The sequence below is a fragment of the Clostridium sp. SGI.024 genome (assembly GCF_050315195.1).
GTDB lineage: Bacteria > Bacillota > Clostridia > Clostridiales > Clostridiaceae > Clostridium.
In genome coordinates this window covers 45,549-62,927 of the sequence record NZ_JBNPON010000009.1, presented here as the reverse complement: position 1 = coordinate 62,927, position 17,379 = coordinate 45,549, and the positions used below count along the sequence as shown (strand labels likewise).

Below are 17,379 nucleotides of genomic sequence, written 5' to 3'. Positions count from 1 at the left end.
TGAAGTCTTATGAATTTTGAAGAAAGAAGAGATAGTTTATTAAAACAAGCCTTAGATATAAAGGAAAATGGAAAATCCTATAGTGGATTTGAAAGAGAATTTTTTTCACTAGTTGAGAATGTAATCATTGATATGCTTGAAGGTGAAGATGGATTCTTTGGACAATTTTTAGTTAGAATAGAAAGAAGTATTAGATTTAATATTACTTGGCCTTTAGCTACAATACCTAAAATTCAAGGATTTAAAATGTATTTTAATCCATTATTGTTTTTATCTTGTGATAAAAGAGAAATGCAAGCATTATTTAAACATGAGATTTATCACATTATGTATGGACATCATGAGAGAGAAAGAGTTCTTAAACAAAAATATACAAACCTTGCGGTTAATTTAGCTATAGATATATCTATTAATCAATTTATTAAAAATTTACCTACCTATAGTTATAAGATTGATAGGGTAAATAAAGAATATGGATCAAATTTAACTGAAGATAAGCCTATTGAAATATATGCTGAAGAAATTGAAAAAGCAATTAAAACTAAGCTGTCTGATACTATAAAGGATGAAAAAAGCAATGATATAGGTGAGATGATTGATATTTCTAAAGCTCATGATGTATGGGAAGAAAGTACACTTAATCAAGATTCAATAAGGGACTTAACAAAGAAAACTGCAATTGGCTCATATAATGGAAAAGCTCCAAAGGATATAGTAGGTATTATCAACTCTTATACGGAAAAAGCAGAAATATCATGGCAAGATGCACTTAAAAAGGTAATACCTTCTTTAAGAGCTGGAGAAAAGAAAACTATAATGAGAAGAAATAGAAGGCAACCAGAAAGGTTAGATTTAAGAGGAAGCCTTCCTAATAATGTTCCTGAAGTTATAGTTGCATTAGATATAAGTGCTTCTATGAGCGAAGAAGAGTTTAATAAGATATTAATTGAAGTCTTAGAAATTACTAGAACTAGAACGAAGAAAATAACAGTAATAGAATGTGATAATGAAATAAGACGTATATACGAGATAAAATCAAAAAATGATATTAAAAAGAGATCAGCTAAAAATGGGTCTACAAAGTTTTCACCAGTATTTAGATATATAAGAGAGAATAAATTAAGAAATTCTGTATTAATTTATTTTACAGATGGAGTTGGAGAAAAAGAATTAGAAGTTAAGCCTTTTAAAAATAACACTATTTGGGTAATAACTGGAGAAGAGGAATTCTCATTAGAAGAACCTTACGGAGAAATAAAGAGAATTGATGTAAAAGTTGAAAAAGGTGAAGGTGGAACTACTGGTTTGGATATGATAAAAGAGTATCAACAGGAGCATGGAAGGTACTTCTAATAATATTTTAATGACTATAAAATTAAAAGTGTATTTATTGATTTTAAATAACTTGAGAAAAGCTCATGTTGGATGTAGAATTAAATAGATACACTTTAATTAGTTAAAGTATATTTATAATTTAGGGCTTTTATTAACTATAATATGTATACTGGAAAAAGAAAAGAATTTATGATATAATACAATCCATGTGGGGGTGTCTTATGAAATCTTTTAAAATAAGCAGGAATACTAGCGTATTAATAATGATTTTTGTTTTATTTGTTAGTTTACTAATAAACGTTTACACTTCAATAATGAACTCTAGGTATAAGATATTGATAGGTAAAGAAACTTATAAAAGTATTGAAGAAATTAGAAATAGAAATGAAAGTTCATTAGCTACTTTAGATCAATGTATAAAGGCTAAAAGTGTTAGCAACGAAGAATTATTATCTTTGTATAAGAATTATAGTTCTATATCAAAGGAGTTTACAAACTTATGGGTAAATTATAAAGAGTATGGGAAAGAAGATATAATATCAATAAATAGAAAATCAAAAATTTCAAATGAAGTACCTACAGAAGTGTATTCAAGAGTGGAAAGTTTGTTATTTGAACAATTAAATTATGAAATGAAAACTAATAAAGAAAAGGTTATATTAGAAGGTGAAGTTTTAGATAACTTTACTGCAATGAATAATATGACTAATGAAATTAATAACTTTTTTAAAGAATTTAATGAAAATAAGTTGAAGAATACTGATATTGATAAAAGAGAAATTATTTATATTAAAAATTCTTATTGGATAGATGTATTAAAGGGTATGAATTCTATTATTGACTCATATTCAAATTACGAATTCACATTTAAAGAATAATATTGGGAGATGGAAACTGTTTTTATGGTTATTCATCTCCTTTTTTAGTTTATTTGTGATATATTAAATATAAAGATGAAAATAATACTATTTGATAAAATCTTAATAAGCATATAGTATTAAGGAGGTAAGTTATGAATTTAAATAGAAATGATCAATGTTGGTGTAATAGTGGCAAAAAATATAAAAAGTGCCATTTAGAATTTGATGAAAAGCTAGAGGCTTTAAAGAATAAGGGATATGAAGTTCCAACTAGGGATATGATAAAAAATCAAGAACAAATTGAAGGAATAAAAGAAAGTGCTAAAATTAATAATGCTGTATTAGATTTAGTTCAAGAAAAAATAAAATTAGGTATGAATACAGAAGAAATTGATAAATTAGTTTATGATTTTACTGTTAACAAGGGAGCAATACCTGCTCCATTAAATTATGGAGGCTTCCCGAAGAGTGTATGCGTGTCAATTAATGATGTAGTATGTCATGGTATACCAAGTGAAGATACAGTATTAATGGATGGTGATATAGTTAACGTAGATGTATCAACTATATATAATGGATATTATTCAGATGCTTCAAGAATGTTTATGATAGGAAATGTCTCTGAAGAAGATGAGAAATTAGTTAGAGTTGCTAAAGAATGTTTAGATAAAGGATTTGAAGCAGTAAAGCCATGGGGTTTTTTAGGTGATATAGGAGCAGTTATTCAAGAGCATGCAGAAGCAAATGGATTTTCAGTAGTTAGGGCTTTTGGTGGTCATGGAGTTGGAGTGAAGTTCCATGAAGATCCTTTTGTTGCCCATGTTGGTGAAAGAGGAGAAGGAATGGTTTTAGTTCCAGGCATGGTATTTACTATTGAGCCAATGCTTAATCAAGGAGATTATGAAGTTTTTGTAGATGAAGATGATGATTGGACAGTATTTACAGAAGATGGTGGATATTCAGCACAATGGGAATATACAGTTTTAGTTACAGAAGATGGAGCAGAAATTATTGCGTGGTAAATAGTTCTTTTTTATAGTTTAAAATGAAAAAAACTCAAGATAAAACTTGAGTTTTTTTTATGTTATAAAATATTTTGGGATTAGTGACATCCACCGCCACAAGATCCACATCCACCTTCAACTTCAATTACAGGTTTAAGAGATAATCCTCTTCCTTCATTTTCATCAGTTGAAAGTAATCTAAAGCCACCGAATTCATCTACTAATTTTTCTTCAACAACGAAAACTATATCGTTAACTTTTTGAGTAACATCGCCCTCTTTAGCTTCATCAACAGATATATTAAAAGCAGGACCACTGCAACCAAATCCAGCTAAATTAATTCTAATGCTATAATTATCCACTTCATTTTCGTCTAAGAATTCTTTAAATTCTTTGTATGCTTCTTCACTTATTAAAATTTTATCCATATTTTCACCTTCTATTTCTAAATGATAATTTATATCACTAGTATATCATAGTAAGTTTAAATAGCAAGAGTTTTTTTATTCAAAACATAGTAAAAATTTATAAATAAATATTGCCAATGTATTATGGCATAATTATAATTATATTAAAATTTAATAAATAGTTATTGTCATTTTATTACATCGGAAATATAATTATATTTATAGTGATTGACATTATTTAAAGGGGATGTTTTTATTTTGAAACCATATGATAATAAATACATACATGAAAAAATTAAAGAATATAATGCTTCCATATCAGAAGGTAAGATTGGAAAGTTTGAAATAAAAAATAAAAATAATAATAGTGATTACATAGATGGATATATGTATAGGAAAAAAGGTAAAATTAATTCAAATGTGCTAGAGTTACATGGACCAGATAATATTTGGATGAGAATATCACCTATTGAAATAGAAAGTTCATATATGTTCATAAAATATGCTAAAGGGAAAGTAGGAGTAGTTGGACTAGGACTTGGATATGTAGTTCAAGAATTAGCAAAAAAATCAAGTGTAGATGAAATCATAGTCTATGAGATGGAAAAAGATGTAATAGATTTATACTATTCAAATTTTGAAAGTAATAAAAAGATAAAAATAATAAATGAAAATGCTTTTAAAGCTAAAAGTCAAAAATTTGATTACTTTTATGTAGATATTTATGAATATAAGCTAGATACTAGGGTAGTAGATGATTATATTAAGTTTAATGAAATACATAAAATAGGAGAATATTTATTTTGGGGTGTAGAACATTTTCTTCTAAGTTGTAGATATGAAGAAATCGTATGGGTTTATATACCTGAATTATGGATGGAAATTAGTAAGAAAATATTTGTATCATTACAAGAAGCTAATTTATTACAATATTATAAGCAACTTGATGAAAAAGTAGTAAGCAAAGTTTTAGCTGATTTTAAAGAAGTATTAGATTACTAAGTAAGGAGAAAAATATTAATTTATAGATATGTTTGATTTGAATAATATAGTTAATTTATTTGAAGAATATAGTATGTATTCAATACCTATATCAATACTTATAAGTATTATTATAGCTTTATTAGGTATTGTTCCATCTATATTTATTACTGGAGCCAATATAATTTTTTTTGGACCTATTTTAGGTTTTATAATTTCATTATTAGGTGAAGTAATAGGTGGGTATATAACATTTATAGTTTATAGACTAGGATTGAAGAATGGAATAGAACAAATAAGTAGTAAGCATAGACTGCTGAATTCAATAGTAGAAAGTAAAGGGAAAAGGGCTGGATTTTTGATTTTTGAAGGAAGGCTAATTCCCTTTATTCCATCAGGAATCGTAACATTAGCTGCTTCCATAAGTAATGTTAGTGGCTGGATTTTTATTATAGCAACTTTCTTTGGAAAAATTCCTTCTATAGCCTTAGAAGCTTTGGTCAGTTATGATTTAATTAATATTAAGCAAAACTATGCAAGATTGCTTATAACATTAATTGCTATAGTACTAATATACTTTACCATGAAAAAAACAAAAAATGATAAATAAAAAAGTAACTGTTTTAAAATAATAAAAGGAGCTACACTCAAAATTGAAGTGTAGCTCCTTTTATTATTTAACTACTATATTTACTAATCTTCCTTTAATAACTATAACCTTAACTATATTCTTACCTTCAGTTGCAGCTATTACATTTTCATTAGCTAATGAAGCAGCTTTAATTCCTTCTTCATCTAGATCAGTAGGAACATTTATCTTAGCCTTTATTTTTCCATTAACTTGAATTGCAATTTCAACTTCATCTTTAACTAAAGCTTTAGCATCAAACTTTGGCCATTCTTGATTGAAGATTGAATAACCTAATCCGAATAAACTCCATTGTTCTTCAGCAAAGTGAGGAGCAAATGGTGCTAAAATCTTTAAGAAATCAATACAAGTTTTCTTTAAGAAATCTAAGTTCTTAATATCTTCTTGTAAATACTTAGATAAAGCATTTACAAATTCCATCATTCTAGCTATTGCTGTATTAAATTGCATTTTATCAGCATCTTCAGTTACTCCTTTAATTGCATTGTGTAACCAGAAGTTTAGTTCCTTTTCAGTTTTATCTACAGAAGTTTTGTTATTATCACCTTTTTCTATTGCTTCTCTAGCAGCTTCAAGGTATCTTTCAATTCTATCTACAAATCTAGCAACAGACTTAAGTCCATCATCACTCCAAGCTCCACCTTCAACGTAAGCAAAACCAAACATTAGATACATTCTAAACACGTCAGAACCGTATTCTGAAATATAATCATTTGGAGAAATAGTGTTTCCTTTTGATTTACTCATCTTTAATCCATCTGGTCCAAGTATTAAACCTTGGTGAGTTAAAGATTTAAATGGTTCATCGAAGTCTAGGTATCCCATATCTCTTAAAGCTTTAGTAATAAATCTAGCATATAATAAATGCATACAAGCATGTTCTGGTCCACCAACGTATTTATCTACAGGAAGCATTTTATTTACTATGTCTTTATCAAATGCCTTTTCTGTATTATTACTATCTGGATATCTTAATTGATACCAAGATGAGCAAACGAAAGTATCTAAAGTATCCACTTCTCTTTTAGCAGGTTTTCCACACTTTGGACAAGTTGTATTTACAAAAGAATCACATTTTGCAAGAGGTGATTTTCCATCTGGAGCAAACTCAACCTCATATGGAAGTTCTACTGGTAATTGATCTTCTGGTACAGGAACAGTTCCACAATGCTCACAATGAATCATAGGAATTGGAGCACCCCAATATCTTTGTCTAGATACTAACCAATCTCTTAATCTATAATTTACTTTTGCTGAACCAAGATTCATAGAAGCTAACTTTTCAACTATTTTTTCTTTAGCTTCTTCAGTAGTAAGTCCATCAAATTCTCCTGAATTAACTAATTTACCATATTCGCAATATGGAAGCTCATCATTTTCACCATTCTTACTAGTTATCACTCTTTCTATTGGTAAATTAAATTTAGTTGCAAAAGCAAAATCTCTTTCATCATGCGCTGGAACAGCCATAACAGCTCCAGTACCATAAGTTGCTAATACATAATCTCCAACCCAAATAGGTACTTCTTTATTATTAATAGGATTTATTGCATAAGAGCCTGTAAACACTCCAGTTTTTTCTCTAGATAAAGATTGTCTTTCTATATCAGATTGTTTTTTAGCTTCTTCTTTATAATTTTCAACAGATTCTTTATATTCATCAGTAGTTAATTTGTCAACTAATGGATTTTCAGGAGCTAAAACTACATAAGTTACTCCATTTAAAGTATCAACTCTTGTTGTAAATACATCAAATTTAATATCTGAATCTTTAACTTTAAATGTAACTTCAGCACCAGTAGATTTTCCTATCCAATGTTTTTGCATTGCTACTGTTTTTTCAGGCCAATCTAAAGTATCAAGTTTTTCTAATAGCTCATCAGCATAATCAGTAATTTTTAAGAACCATTGAGTTAAGTCCTTTTTAGTTACTTCAGTTGAACATCTTTCGCAAAGACCTTCTACAACTTGCTCATTAGCTAAAACTGTATTACAAGATGGACACCAGTTTACAGGAGCTTTCTTTCTATATGCTAATCCTTTTTCATATAATTTTAAGAATACCCATTGAGTCCATTTATAATAATCAGGATGACAAGTTATAACCTCATTTTCCCAGTTAAACATAGCACCCATTGCTTTTAATTGTTTTTCCATAGTTTCAATGTTCTTATCAGTTGAATCCTTTGGATGAATTCCAGTTTTTATTGCATAATTTTCAGCAGGAAGTCCGAATGCATCAAAGCCCATTGGTTGGAATACATTATATCCTTGCATTTTCTTCATTCTAGCCCATGAATCAACAGGTCCATAGTTAAACCAATGTCCTGCATGCAACTGGCTTCCTGATGGATAAGAGAACATTTCTAAAACATATAATTTTTCTCCATCCTTATTTGGGTCAAACTTATAAAGGTTAGTTTCTTCCCATTTATCTTGCCATTTCTTATCAATGGAAGTTCCGTATTTAGCCATTATTAATCCTCCTCTAAAATAACGATTGTAAAAGAATAAAAAAATCCCTCATCTCAATTAAGAGACGAAGGATATATTCGCGGTACCACTCTTATTAGAAAATATAAATTTTCTCACTCAAAAATATAACGGGTATAACCCGTACTTGCTTTAAACAAGTAAGCTCATAGGCAAGTTCTTATAGTCTATACACTGTTTTTCAGCACCCAACAGCTCTCTTAAGTACAGATTTTATAATACTACTCCTAATCATAGCAACATATATAAAATTTTAATATACACAATTATATATTTTATTATATTATAAGTCAACATTTAGAAAAAAGTTAAATAAAATATATTTATATGATTTTTTGTTGAGGAAAACAGTATATTTGTATATATTATAACTAAAGAATAATTGAGGAGGTTTATTATGGATATAAAAGTATTAATTAAAGAAAAAAATTGGGCTGTTATAGGTGATGTAACTAATGAGTCAAAATATGCATATAAGATTTTAAATAAATTCAAAGAAAAGGGGTACACAGTAAGTGGGGTTCATCCTAAGGGGGGAGAAGGAGTATTTAAGAGTATTAAAGAAGTTCCACATAAGATTGATGCAATAGATTTATGTATTAATTCTAAATTAGGAATAGAATATATAAAAGAAGCTAAATCATTAGGAATTAAGAATGTTTTAGTACAGCCAGGTGCTGAAAGTGAAGAAATATTAACTTACTGCAGAGAAAATAATATAAATGTAATAGAAAACTGTGCTTTAGTTCAATTAAGAAGTTTATAATTAAATAATAATATATAAGGGAGAGATTTTTTTGTCTTGTTTAGGAAACATTATTTGGTTTATTTTTGGTGGATTCTTTAATGCTTTAGGATGGTTCTTTATAGGTTGTTTGTGGTCCATTACTATAATTGGAATACCAATAGGTAGCCAATGCTTTAAAATGGCAAGATTACAATTAGCGCCATTTGGGAAAAAGATAGTGACTACAAATGATAGCAGTATGAGTTTAGTTTTAAATATACTTTGGATAATTTTTGGAGGCTTAGAACTTTGTATAGCAAATTTATTAAGTGCATTGTTCTTATGTATAACAATTGTTGGGATTCCTTTTGCTGTACAATCATTAAAATTAGCTAAATTATCTTTAATGCCATTTGGAAAAGAAATAGTGTAAATAATATTTGAATTTTTCTAGAAAATTATTTAAAGATACTTCTTTTGATAGTAGTATTATTTTCTGATATAAGCATAAATTAATAAGCGTATATTAAAGTTAAAAATACATTACAAAAGGAGATATTAATATATGACTAAAGTTAAGAAGAATCTTGGAGAAGGTTCCATAGGTAGATTATTAGTAAGTTTAGCTTTTCCAGCAATTATTGCTCAACTTGTTAATGTCTTATATAACATAGTTGATAGAATATTTATTGGAAGAATGGATAATGGAGAAATTGCAATGGCAGGAGTAGGTGTTGCTTTTCCAATAATAATGATTATTTCTGCTTTTTCAGCTCTTATTGGAATGGGTGGTGCACCTCTTGCAGCAATAAAAATGGGAGAAAAAGATAACAAAGGTGCCGAAAAAATCATAAGTAATAGTTTTTCTACATTAGTTATTATAGGAATAGTTTGTACAGTTACATTTCTTATTTTTAAAGAAAAGTTATTGTGGGCTTTTGGAGCTAGTGATTCAACTATTAAATATGCAATGGATTATTTAACTATTTATTTATTAGGAACAGTATTTGTTCAAATTGCACTTGGTATGAATCCATTTATTAATACTCAAGGCTTTGCTAAAATAGGAATGATAACTGTTGTTATTGGAGCTATAATAAATATAGTTTTAGATCCAATTCTAATATTTACTTTTAATCTAGGCGTAAAGGGTGCTGCTCTTGCAACTATAATATCTCAGTTTGTATCAGCAGCTTGGGTGTTGTTTTTCCTTTTTGGTAATAAAAGTATATTGAAGATACGAAAAGAGTATTTAATGCCAAAACTTAAGGTTATATTACCTATAACTGCTTTAGGAGTATCTCCTTTTATTATGCAAGCTACAGAAAGCTTAGTATTAATAAGCCTTAATAATAAGCTTCAAATTTATGGAGGAGATTTAGCTGTAGGAGCAATGACTATTATGAGTAGTATAATGCAAATTGTAACATTACCTCTTTTAGGATTGTCACAAGGAGCACAACCTATAATTAGTTATAACTTTGGAGCTAAAAAGATAGATAGGGTTAAAAAAACATTTAAGTTATTATTATCTAGCAGCTTAGCTTATACAGTTTTTATATGGAGTTCATTAATGATATTTCCAAAATTCTTTGTAGCTATATTTAATAATAAACCTGAACTTGTTGAAATAACTTCTTGGAGTATTAGAATATTCTTTGGAGGAATAATAATTTTTGGAGCTCAAATAGCATGTCAGCAAACTTTCTTAGCCTTAGGGCAAGCAAAGATATCACTTGTTATGGCTTTATTAAGAAAGATAGTGTTATTAGTTCCTTTAATATTTATATTACCTAGTATTGTTAGTGAAAGTAATAAATTAGCAGCAGTCTTAGCAGCAGAGCCTATTTCTGATATTATAGCTGCTTTAACGACTATAACTGTGTTTTTTATTTTTTATAAAAAGACTTTTAATAAAAATCTAAGTAAAAAAGTATTATAATTATAAAATTAATGGTTAGGGGAGAGAATTTTGAGTAGTGAGGAAAACAAAATTATTTTTAATGAAATAAAAAGTTATGAAGATGCTTATTATTATAACTCTGATCCCAATGATAGAGTGAAGTACAAAAAGAGCGAAATTAAATTAGAAAAGAAAAAATTTAATTTTGGAAAAGGTTTTTTAGAGTTTATAGGTGAAATAATTGAAGTTGCATTAGAAGTGTTATTTTCAATAATAGATTAAAAAAGACCCTATAGTATAGAGATGGATAAATATCATATGAGGTAACTTGGTGTTTATGAAGTTGCAATAAATATGATATTTATCCATTTATTTATATTTTTGTATGAATTCTTTGTAAGTAAAAAGATATTAGCAATGTTAATGCATAATCAAAAACTAAAAAAACAATTTCAGCTATTATTAAAAATAACCAAATAGGAAGTTTAGTTATTTTAATTGGGATAAAGGCTTTAAACACAAAAAATGATAGAAATAATATTATGTTAAAGAAAACTAGCTTTATAAATATTTCTAATGGTAGCTTGTTTATCATTTCTATATAGAACTTTACTATTCCATAAATACCAAAAAATAATATATATAAAATTATAATATTTATAGGAAGTATGAAAAAACCTATAATAGATGATGCTAGGTATACAAAAATAGCACTTTTCATGGAGCCTCTAATTAAAGCTATTGGAATTAAAAGAGAGGCCAAAGTAAGAATGCTTATAGTACTTATAGGTAATAATAGATTTAAGTATAAAATAACAATTGTTAAAGCAGTTAATACTGCACTTAAAGTAATCTCTTTAGCTTTCAAAGTTCAACCACCACCTAATATTTATTAGCAGCATCCAATAAGGTCTCCACCCATACACTCACAGATTGAGTCTAAGCACCAAAGGTTAATACAACAATCGCATGCATTTGCTGAAGAATTTCCAGTTGTTCTATAGTAGTTACCGCTATATGCTGAAGTTCTTTGATGCAAAGAATTTAATGTTTGCCTATACTCAAAATTATTAGGATCCATATCAACTGCAGTTTGAATATGATTTAAACCAGCATCAAACCAACCTTTGTTAGTTAATATTACTCCATATAAAAAGTTCCATTCAGCATTTCTATTTTGAATAGAGTTCAATCTTCTTTCTGCTTCAGCAAAGTTTCTTGATTGAATTAATCTTCTAATTTCTGATAATGCATATGCATCATTTGAATTATTATTTGAACTGCTATAAGAATTATCATAAGAGCCAGTAGCATTCTTAGTTAACATATCATAAGCAGTATTAATTTCTCTCATTTTCTCTTCTGCTAAATCCTTTAATGGATTATCACCGTATTGATCAGGATGATATTGTTTAATTAAGTTTCTATATGCTTTTTTTATTTCCTCTTGGCTTGCACCAGGTTTTAATCCAAGAACTTCATATGGGTTCATAATTTGTCACTCCTTTTATTTTCTCTAGTATTATTTAAAACTCCTAAGTATTTATCCATCATTCCAAGTTCTAAAATGTTTTTCAATATATCTTCATTTCTTTTTAAAGGTAGCTTTTCTAAGATATCTTTACAATTATAACTACAGTTAAGTATATTAAATTCTATTCTATCTTTAACCAAAGATACTAGTTCTTCAAATGATGCATTAGAATTATTATATAAAAAATTTATTGGATTAAATTTTTTATTTTTCATATCATTTTTTAAATCATCAAAGGCATCAATTAAATATATCCATTTACCTAGTGTATAGCCTAGGCTATATAAATAATTCCTCAATTCATCACCATCATTAATTAATTCATTAGGATAAGCCTTGAGAATATTTCCAACTATATCACTAAATGGATGACATATTTCATCTATAGAAGAAAAGTTTTTATTATTTTCAAGGTCTCTTAAGTTTTTAAGATTACTTTTAATAATAGAGTTTATGTCATCTATAGATTTATTAATTTTCTTTTGATAAGGATATAAAATTTTTTCTAGCACCATACTTTTTATATTATTATCATCTTCTATATCATCTTTAATTTTATGATAATATAGTGTCAAATTCATTGCAGCTGAATATTGAAGAGCATCATTGTTCATGACAACAGGTTTTTTCTCCAGGGGATGAACAATACAACGCTTAAGTTTAAAATCAGGCTCCTTTAATGATAATGAATCTAAAAGTACAGCAAGAAATGTCATATCATAGTTTAAGACCATTCTAGGTATATTGCCCGCACTACTTTTTAGATGGAGGCATAAGCCACAATAATAGCTTCTAAATCTTGTAAAGTCCTTTACTTTTAGCTCTGCTTTTAGAGGAGTTACGTATCCAAACAAAAAAAACACTCCTTAAATAATATTTTAGATTAATTATACAAAAATAAAATATTATAAACAATGATTTAAGAAAAAATAAAGAAATTACAAAGAATCTATGGATTAAAATGGATTGACAAACAAAATATGTAAAGGTATATTTTTCTTATATTATAAAAAAGGGGTAATTTAAATGAGGAATTTTATTAAAATTTTTTCGGTACTAATAGTAATTATATTAATAGCTTTTATCGGGAAATATATTTATGAGAATAAATATAATATAAAAACTAAAGATGTGCATAGCAATGAAGATTTAACAAAGGAAACGAGTGATGATAAGAAGGAAGAAGAATTAGTTGATGAAAAGAATAAATTAGCAGAAAAAGAAAAGGAAAACTATATTAACATAGATAAAAGTTTAGTTAGAATTCCAATACTTATGTATCATTCGATTTCTGATTCTAATCCAAATAATAACTTGTTAGTTCCAGTTAAACAGTTTGAAGCAGAAGTTAAATGGCTAAAGGAAAATGGATTTACTCCAATGTTATTAGATGATGTAGTAAAAGCTTATAATACAGGATATGTTCCTAAAAAACCAGTTGCTATAACCTTTGATGATGGCTATGCAGATAATTATTCAGATGCTTATAGAATACTAAAAGGTAATGGAATGAAAGGAACATTTTTTATAATAACTAATAATACAGATAAAGATGGTTACTATATGAATTCTTCTATGCTCAAAGAAATGCATGATAATGGTATGGGAATAGAAAATCATACTTCAAGACATATTGAATTCACTAATATTTCAAGAGATGATAAAATTACAATTATTAAAGAAGGACGAGAAGCATTAAAAGAAAAAGTTGGAGTAGATAGTAAATTTATTTGCTATCCAGTAGGGAAATATGATGAAGAAACTATTGAGGTAGAAAGGGAAATAGGAATTCAAGCTGCAGTTACAACGGAATATGGAATATCAAGTGCAAATGATGGATTATATTCATTAAAAAGAGTTAGAATATTTCCTATGGAGATAGATTCCTTTAAAAAAATATTTAATGAATTTATGTAATTGTGCATAAAATTAGAATAAATAGTATCGCACTTTAAAATTAAAGTATACACGAATATTAAACAAAATTATCAATAAATTTTAACAAAAATAATTGAAATAACGAATTATTTACTGTATAATCAACCTGAAGATTCGAAGTATTGATGATTAGACACAGAAGACTAGGAGGAGTTTATATGAAGAAAAAAGTAATAGCAATAGTTTTATCAGCTTTGATGGTAACTGGTTTAGTAGGTTGTGGTAATAAATCAGAATCATCACAATCAAAAATTAAAGTAGGTATGGTTACAGATGCAGGAACAATAGATGACAAGTCATTTAATCAAGGTACTTGGGAAGGTATATTAAAAGCTAAGGATGAACTAGGAATTGATAGTAATTATTTAAAACCAGCTGGAACTACAGAAGCTGATTACATGAAGGAAATAGGAAATCTTTATGATACAGGATACAAGTTTATAGTAGCACCAGGATTCAAATTTGAAACTGCAATATTTAATGCACAAGACAAATATTCAGATGCTAAATTTGTAATTATTGATGGTTCTCCTAATAATGGTAAAAATGGAGATGAAAGAGTAGAAAAGGTTGGAGATAATAGTGTAGCTGTTTTCTTTGCGGAGCAAGAAGCTGGATTTTTAGCAGGAGTAGCAACAGCTCTTCAATTAAAAGATGGTGACTTAGGATTTATTGGTGGTATGGAAATACCTTCAGTTCAAAAATTCAACTGGGGATTCCAACAAGGCGTTAACTATGCTAATGAAAATTTAGGAACTAAAATGACTATTAAGGCAGAAAATGTTGTTTATCAAGGATCATTTGATAATGTAGGAGCAGGACAACAATTAGCAGCTACTATGTATGATAATGGTGTAAAAGCTATATTCGTTGCTGCAGGTGGAGTTGGAGTAGGATCAATAAATGAAGCAAAATCTAGAGCTATGTCAGGTAAAGAAGCTTGGATAATTGGTGTTGACGTTGACCAATATGCAGATGGTATATATGAAGATAATAAATCAATTATATTAACATCAGCTATGAAGAAAATAGATAGTGCTACTTTTGACATAATTAAAGATGAGCTAGATGGTAATTTCCCAGGTGGTCAAACTTTAACATTTGATGCTAAAAATGATGGAGTTGGTCTTCCAAGCGAAAATCCAAACTTAAGTGAAGAAACAATAAAAATAGTAGACGAAGTTTATAACAAGATAAAAAATGGTGAAATTGAAGTTAAGGCTGAACAAGGCGATTTAATAAAGTAATCATAAAAAGTTAAATATATAAGATAAAAAAGGCGGTATACCCGTCTTTTTTTATTTTCTAGGAATTTATAAAAATATTACCCTGTGAATAATTTTTTATAAATTCCTTTCCTTCCGTATATGAGGATATAGATATTATATTCTGGCGACTTGGAGCCTGCGACGGAGCAAAGAATATAATATCTATATCCTTTTTTATACAAGAAATTTTTAAAATGGAGAATTAATGTTATATAATATATATATTATATAGCATTAAAAATCTTATTTATGTGAAAATGAAAAATAATAAATTTAAGGAGGGAAATATGTTAGGTACAATAGTAAATAGTTTAGCTATAGTTGTAGGAGCTTTTATAGGATTATTTCTTAAGGGGAGCATAAATAAAAAAGTTAGCGATACTATAATGAATGGACTAGCTTTATGTGTTATTTATATAGGTATATCAGGAGCTATTAAAGGAAATAATACAATCATTATGATAATATCACTTGCCATTGGTGGATTTATTGGTGAGATTATTGATATAGATAGAAAGCTTGAGAATATAGGAAAAAGAATAGAAGAAAGATTTAATAGAAATGGCAGTAGTGTGTCTGTTGCCCAAGGCTTTGTGACATCTACATTATTATTTTGTGTAGGAGCTATGGCTATAGTAGGTTCTTTAGAAAGTGGATTAAGTAGTAATCATAGTACTCTTTATGCTAAATCAATATTAGATGGAATAAGTTCCATAATATTTGCATCAACCTTGGGAGTAGGTGTTATGTTATCGGCCATAGTTGTATTTATATATCAAGGAAGTATTACTTTAGCAGCAAGTTTTATTTCAACTTTTTTAAGCGATGTTGCTATAAATAATATGACTGCAGTTGGAAGTTTATTAATACTTGGATTAGGAGTAAATATGTTAGGAGTTACAAAAATTAAAGTCTCTAATTTATTGCCTTCAATTATAATAGCTGTTTTATTAAGCTTTTTTTAAAATATAAATGTAAAATAAGTGTTATTTTTGTGTAAAAGTGATATATTATTTATTGAAATTATATACTACATATTGTATAATTTCTTTGAAAATTCGAAGGATAAAATAATTATTTACTAAAGATTAGGAGGATTTTATATGAAGAAAAAAGCATTAGCGTTAGTATTATCTGCTTTTATGCTTACTGGATTAGTAGGGTGTGGTAATAGTGCAGAATCAGCACAATCACAACTTAAGGTAGGTATGGTTACTAATTCAGGAACAATAGACGATAAATCCTTTAACCAAGGTACTTGGGAAGGTATTTTAAAGGCTAAGGATGAATTAAAAATTGATAGTAACTATTTAAGACCATCTGGAACTACAGAAGCAGATTACATGAAGGAAATAGGAAATCTTTATGATACAGGATACAAGTTTATCGTAGCACCTGGATTCAAATTTGAAACTGCAATATTTAATGCACAAGATAAATATTCAGATGCTAAATTTGTAATTATTGATGGTTCTCCTAACAACGGTAAAAGTGGAGATGAAAGAGTAGAAAAAGTTGGAGAAAATAGTGTGGCTATCTTCTTTGCAGAGCAAGAAGCAGGATTTATGGCAGGTGTAGCAGCAGCTCTTGAATTAAAAGAAGGGGACTTAGGATTTATAGGTGGTATGGAAATACCTTCAGTTCAAAAATTCAACTGGGGATTCCAACAAGGTGTTAATTACGCTAATGAGAACTTAGGAACTAATATGAGTATTAAGTCAGAAAATGTTGTTTACCAAGGTACATTTGAAGATGTTGCAGCAGGACAACAATTAGCAGCTACTATGTATGATAGTGGAGTTAAAGCTATATTTGTAGCAGCTGGTAATGTAGGTATTGGCGTAATAAATGAAGCAAAGGCAAGAATTGCATCTGGAAAAGAAGCATGGGTAATCGGTTGTGATGTTGACCAATATGAAGATGGTAAATACGAAGGAGATAAGTCAGTAATATTAACTTCAGCTATGAAGAAATTAGATACAGCAGCTTACGATATGGTTAAAGCTGAGCTAGATGAAACTTTCCCAGGTGGAGAGACATTGACATTTGATATTAAAAATGATGGTGTAGGTCTTCCAGAAAACAATCCAAATTTAAGTGCTGATACTACTACAAAAGTAAATGAAGTATATAACAAAATTAAAAATGGTGAAATTGAAATAAAAGCCGAACAAGGTAATTTAATTAAATAATTTTTATATTTAGTAAAATAAAAAAGGCGGAATACCGTCTTTTTCTCATATTAAGAAAAAATTAGATTAATTTTACATAAAAAGATAA

The 17,379-nt window shown here is 28.1% G+C and carries 18 protein-coding genes and 1 other annotated feature; of the genes, 14 read left to right on the top strand and 4 right to left on the bottom strand.

Features of this window, described 5'->3' with window-relative positions; translation table 11 throughout:
• The first annotated feature begins 9 nt into the window (after positions 1 to 9).
• The 3 genes from ACQRD5_RS04910 (at position 10) to ACQRD5_RS04900 (ending at position 3,217) form a co-directional block, all read left to right on the top strand.
• Positions 10 to 1,353, top strand: a complete 1,344-nt coding sequence (locus tag ACQRD5_RS04910; protein WP_291627277.1) for a vWA domain-containing protein — start codon at positions 10 to 12, stop codon at positions 1,351 to 1,353.
• Positions 1,354 to 1,556: 203 nt separating this feature from the next.
• Positions 1,557 to 2,213 (top strand): hypothetical protein, encoded by a 657-nt coding sequence (locus tag ACQRD5_RS04905; protein WP_291627279.1) that lies wholly within the window; start codon positions 1,557 to 1,559, stop codon positions 2,211 to 2,213.
• Positions 2,214 to 2,347: 134 nt separating this feature from the next.
• A complete protein-coding gene (locus tag ACQRD5_RS04900; RefSeq protein ID WP_294187980.1) occupies positions 2,348 to 3,217 on the top strand; it encodes a methionyl aminopeptidase in 870 nt (289 codons plus the stop codon).
• Positions 3,218 to 3,297: 80 nt separating this feature from the next.
• On the opposite strand, the gene ACQRD5_RS04895 is transcribed toward ACQRD5_RS04900, so the two are convergent.
• A complete protein-coding gene (locus ACQRD5_RS04895; RefSeq protein ID WP_291627282.1) occupies positions 3,298 to 3,627 on the bottom strand; it encodes a HesB-like protein in 330 nt (109 codons plus the stop codon).
• Positions 3,628 to 3,864: 237 nt separating this feature from the next.
• Here ACQRD5_RS04895 and ACQRD5_RS04890 point away from each other — a divergent pair, with 237 nt between their 5' ends.
• Both ACQRD5_RS04890 and ACQRD5_RS04885 read left to right on the top strand, forming a co-directional pair.
• On the top strand, positions 3,865 to 4,608 hold the full coding sequence (locus ACQRD5_RS04890) for a hypothetical protein (RefSeq protein ID WP_291627285.1): 744 nt from the start codon (positions 3,865 to 3,867) through the stop codon (positions 4,606 to 4,608).
• A 28-nt stretch (positions 4,609 to 4,636) separates the two neighbouring features.
• Positions 4,637 to 5,197: a TVP38/TMEM64 family protein gene (locus tag ACQRD5_RS04885; protein ID WP_291627286.1), complete on the top strand. Its 561-nt coding sequence runs from the start codon at positions 4,637 to 4,639 to the stop codon at positions 5,195 to 5,197.
• A 63-nt stretch (positions 5,198 to 5,260) separates the two neighbouring features.
• On the opposite strand, the gene leuS is transcribed toward ACQRD5_RS04885, so the two are convergent.
• The gene (leuS, locus tag ACQRD5_RS04880) at positions 5,261 to 7,711 is read right to left on the bottom strand and encodes a leucine--tRNA ligase (protein ID WP_294166937.1); all 2,451 of its coding nucleotides are present in this window, start codon (positions 7,709 to 7,711) and stop codon (positions 5,261 to 5,263) included.
• 57 nt (positions 7,712 to 7,768) lie between these two features.
• Positions 7,769 to 7,973: a binding site (T-box leader), on the bottom strand.
• Between the two features lie 153 nt (positions 7,974 to 8,126).
• On the opposite strand from leuS, the gene ACQRD5_RS04875 reads away from it, so the two are divergent.
• From ACQRD5_RS04875 to ACQRD5_RS04855, 5 genes are all read left to right on the top strand, one after another.
• Positions 8,127 to 8,495: a CoA-binding protein gene (locus ACQRD5_RS04875; RefSeq protein WP_291627289.1), complete on the top strand. Its 369-nt coding sequence runs from the start codon at positions 8,127 to 8,129 to the stop codon at positions 8,493 to 8,495.
• 31 nt (positions 8,496 to 8,526) lie between these two features.
• Positions 8,527 to 8,889: a YccF domain-containing protein gene (locus ACQRD5_RS04870; protein WP_291627291.1), complete on the top strand. Its 363-nt coding sequence runs from the start codon at positions 8,527 to 8,529 to the stop codon at positions 8,887 to 8,889.
• A 132-nt stretch (positions 8,890 to 9,021) separates the two neighbouring features.
• Positions 9,022 to 10,398 carry an MATE family efflux transporter gene (locus ACQRD5_RS04865; protein ID WP_291627293.1) on the top strand — a complete coding sequence of 459 codons (1,377 nt, stop codon included), beginning with the start codon at positions 9,022 to 9,024 and terminating at the stop codon, positions 10,396 to 10,398.
• 30 nt (positions 10,399 to 10,428) lie between these two features.
• Positions 10,429 to 10,641, top strand: a complete 213-nt coding sequence (locus ACQRD5_RS04860; RefSeq protein WP_291627295.1) for a hypothetical protein — start codon at positions 10,429 to 10,431, stop codon at positions 10,639 to 10,641.
• Between the two features lie 386 nt (positions 10,642 to 11,027).
• Positions 11,028 to 11,255, top strand: a complete 228-nt coding sequence (locus ACQRD5_RS04855; RefSeq protein ID WP_291627297.1) for a hypothetical protein — start codon at positions 11,028 to 11,030, stop codon at positions 11,253 to 11,255.
• On the opposite strand, the gene ACQRD5_RS04850 is transcribed toward ACQRD5_RS04855, so the two are convergent.
• Together ACQRD5_RS04850 and ACQRD5_RS04845 are read right to left on the bottom strand one after the other, a co-directional pair.
• Entirely contained in the window at positions 11,252 to 11,851 is a 600-nt protein-coding gene (locus ACQRD5_RS04850; RefSeq protein ID WP_427746540.1) for a J domain-containing protein, read from the bottom strand. The two genes, ACQRD5_RS04855 and ACQRD5_RS04850, sit on opposite strands and share 4 nt — an antisense overlap.
• Positions 11,848 to 12,747, bottom strand: coding sequence for a DUF5685 family protein (locus tag ACQRD5_RS04845; RefSeq protein ID WP_291627300.1), 900 nt, complete (start codon positions 12,745 to 12,747; stop codon positions 11,848 to 11,850). Before ACQRD5_RS04845 ends, ACQRD5_RS04850 begins: the two co-directional genes overlap by 4 nt.
• A 172-nt stretch (positions 12,748 to 12,919) precedes the next feature.
• Between ACQRD5_RS04845 and ACQRD5_RS04840 the strand changes: the two genes are divergently transcribed.
• The 4 genes from ACQRD5_RS04840 (at position 12,920) to ACQRD5_RS04825 (ending at position 17,291) form a co-directional block, all read left to right on the top strand.
• Positions 12,920 to 13,810 carry a polysaccharide deacetylase family protein gene (locus tag ACQRD5_RS04840; RefSeq protein ID WP_291627302.1) on the top strand — a complete coding sequence of 297 codons (891 nt, stop codon included), beginning with the start codon at positions 12,920 to 12,922 and terminating at the stop codon, positions 13,808 to 13,810.
• 179 nt (positions 13,811 to 13,989) lie between these two features.
• Complete coding sequence (locus tag ACQRD5_RS04835; protein ID WP_291627304.1) at positions 13,990 to 15,078, top strand: BMP family lipoprotein; 1,089 nt, start codon at positions 13,990 to 13,992, stop codon at positions 15,076 to 15,078.
• Positions 15,079 to 15,386: 308 nt separating this feature from the next.
• Positions 15,387 to 16,064 (top strand): DUF554 domain-containing protein, encoded by a 678-nt coding sequence (locus ACQRD5_RS04830; RefSeq protein WP_291627306.1) that lies wholly within the window; start codon positions 15,387 to 15,389, stop codon positions 16,062 to 16,064.
• Between the two features lie 138 nt (positions 16,065 to 16,202).
• Entirely contained in the window at positions 16,203 to 17,291 is a 1,089-nt protein-coding gene (locus ACQRD5_RS04825) for a BMP family lipoprotein (RefSeq protein ID WP_291627308.1), read from the top strand.
• Positions 17,292 to 17,379: the final 88 nt, after the last annotated feature.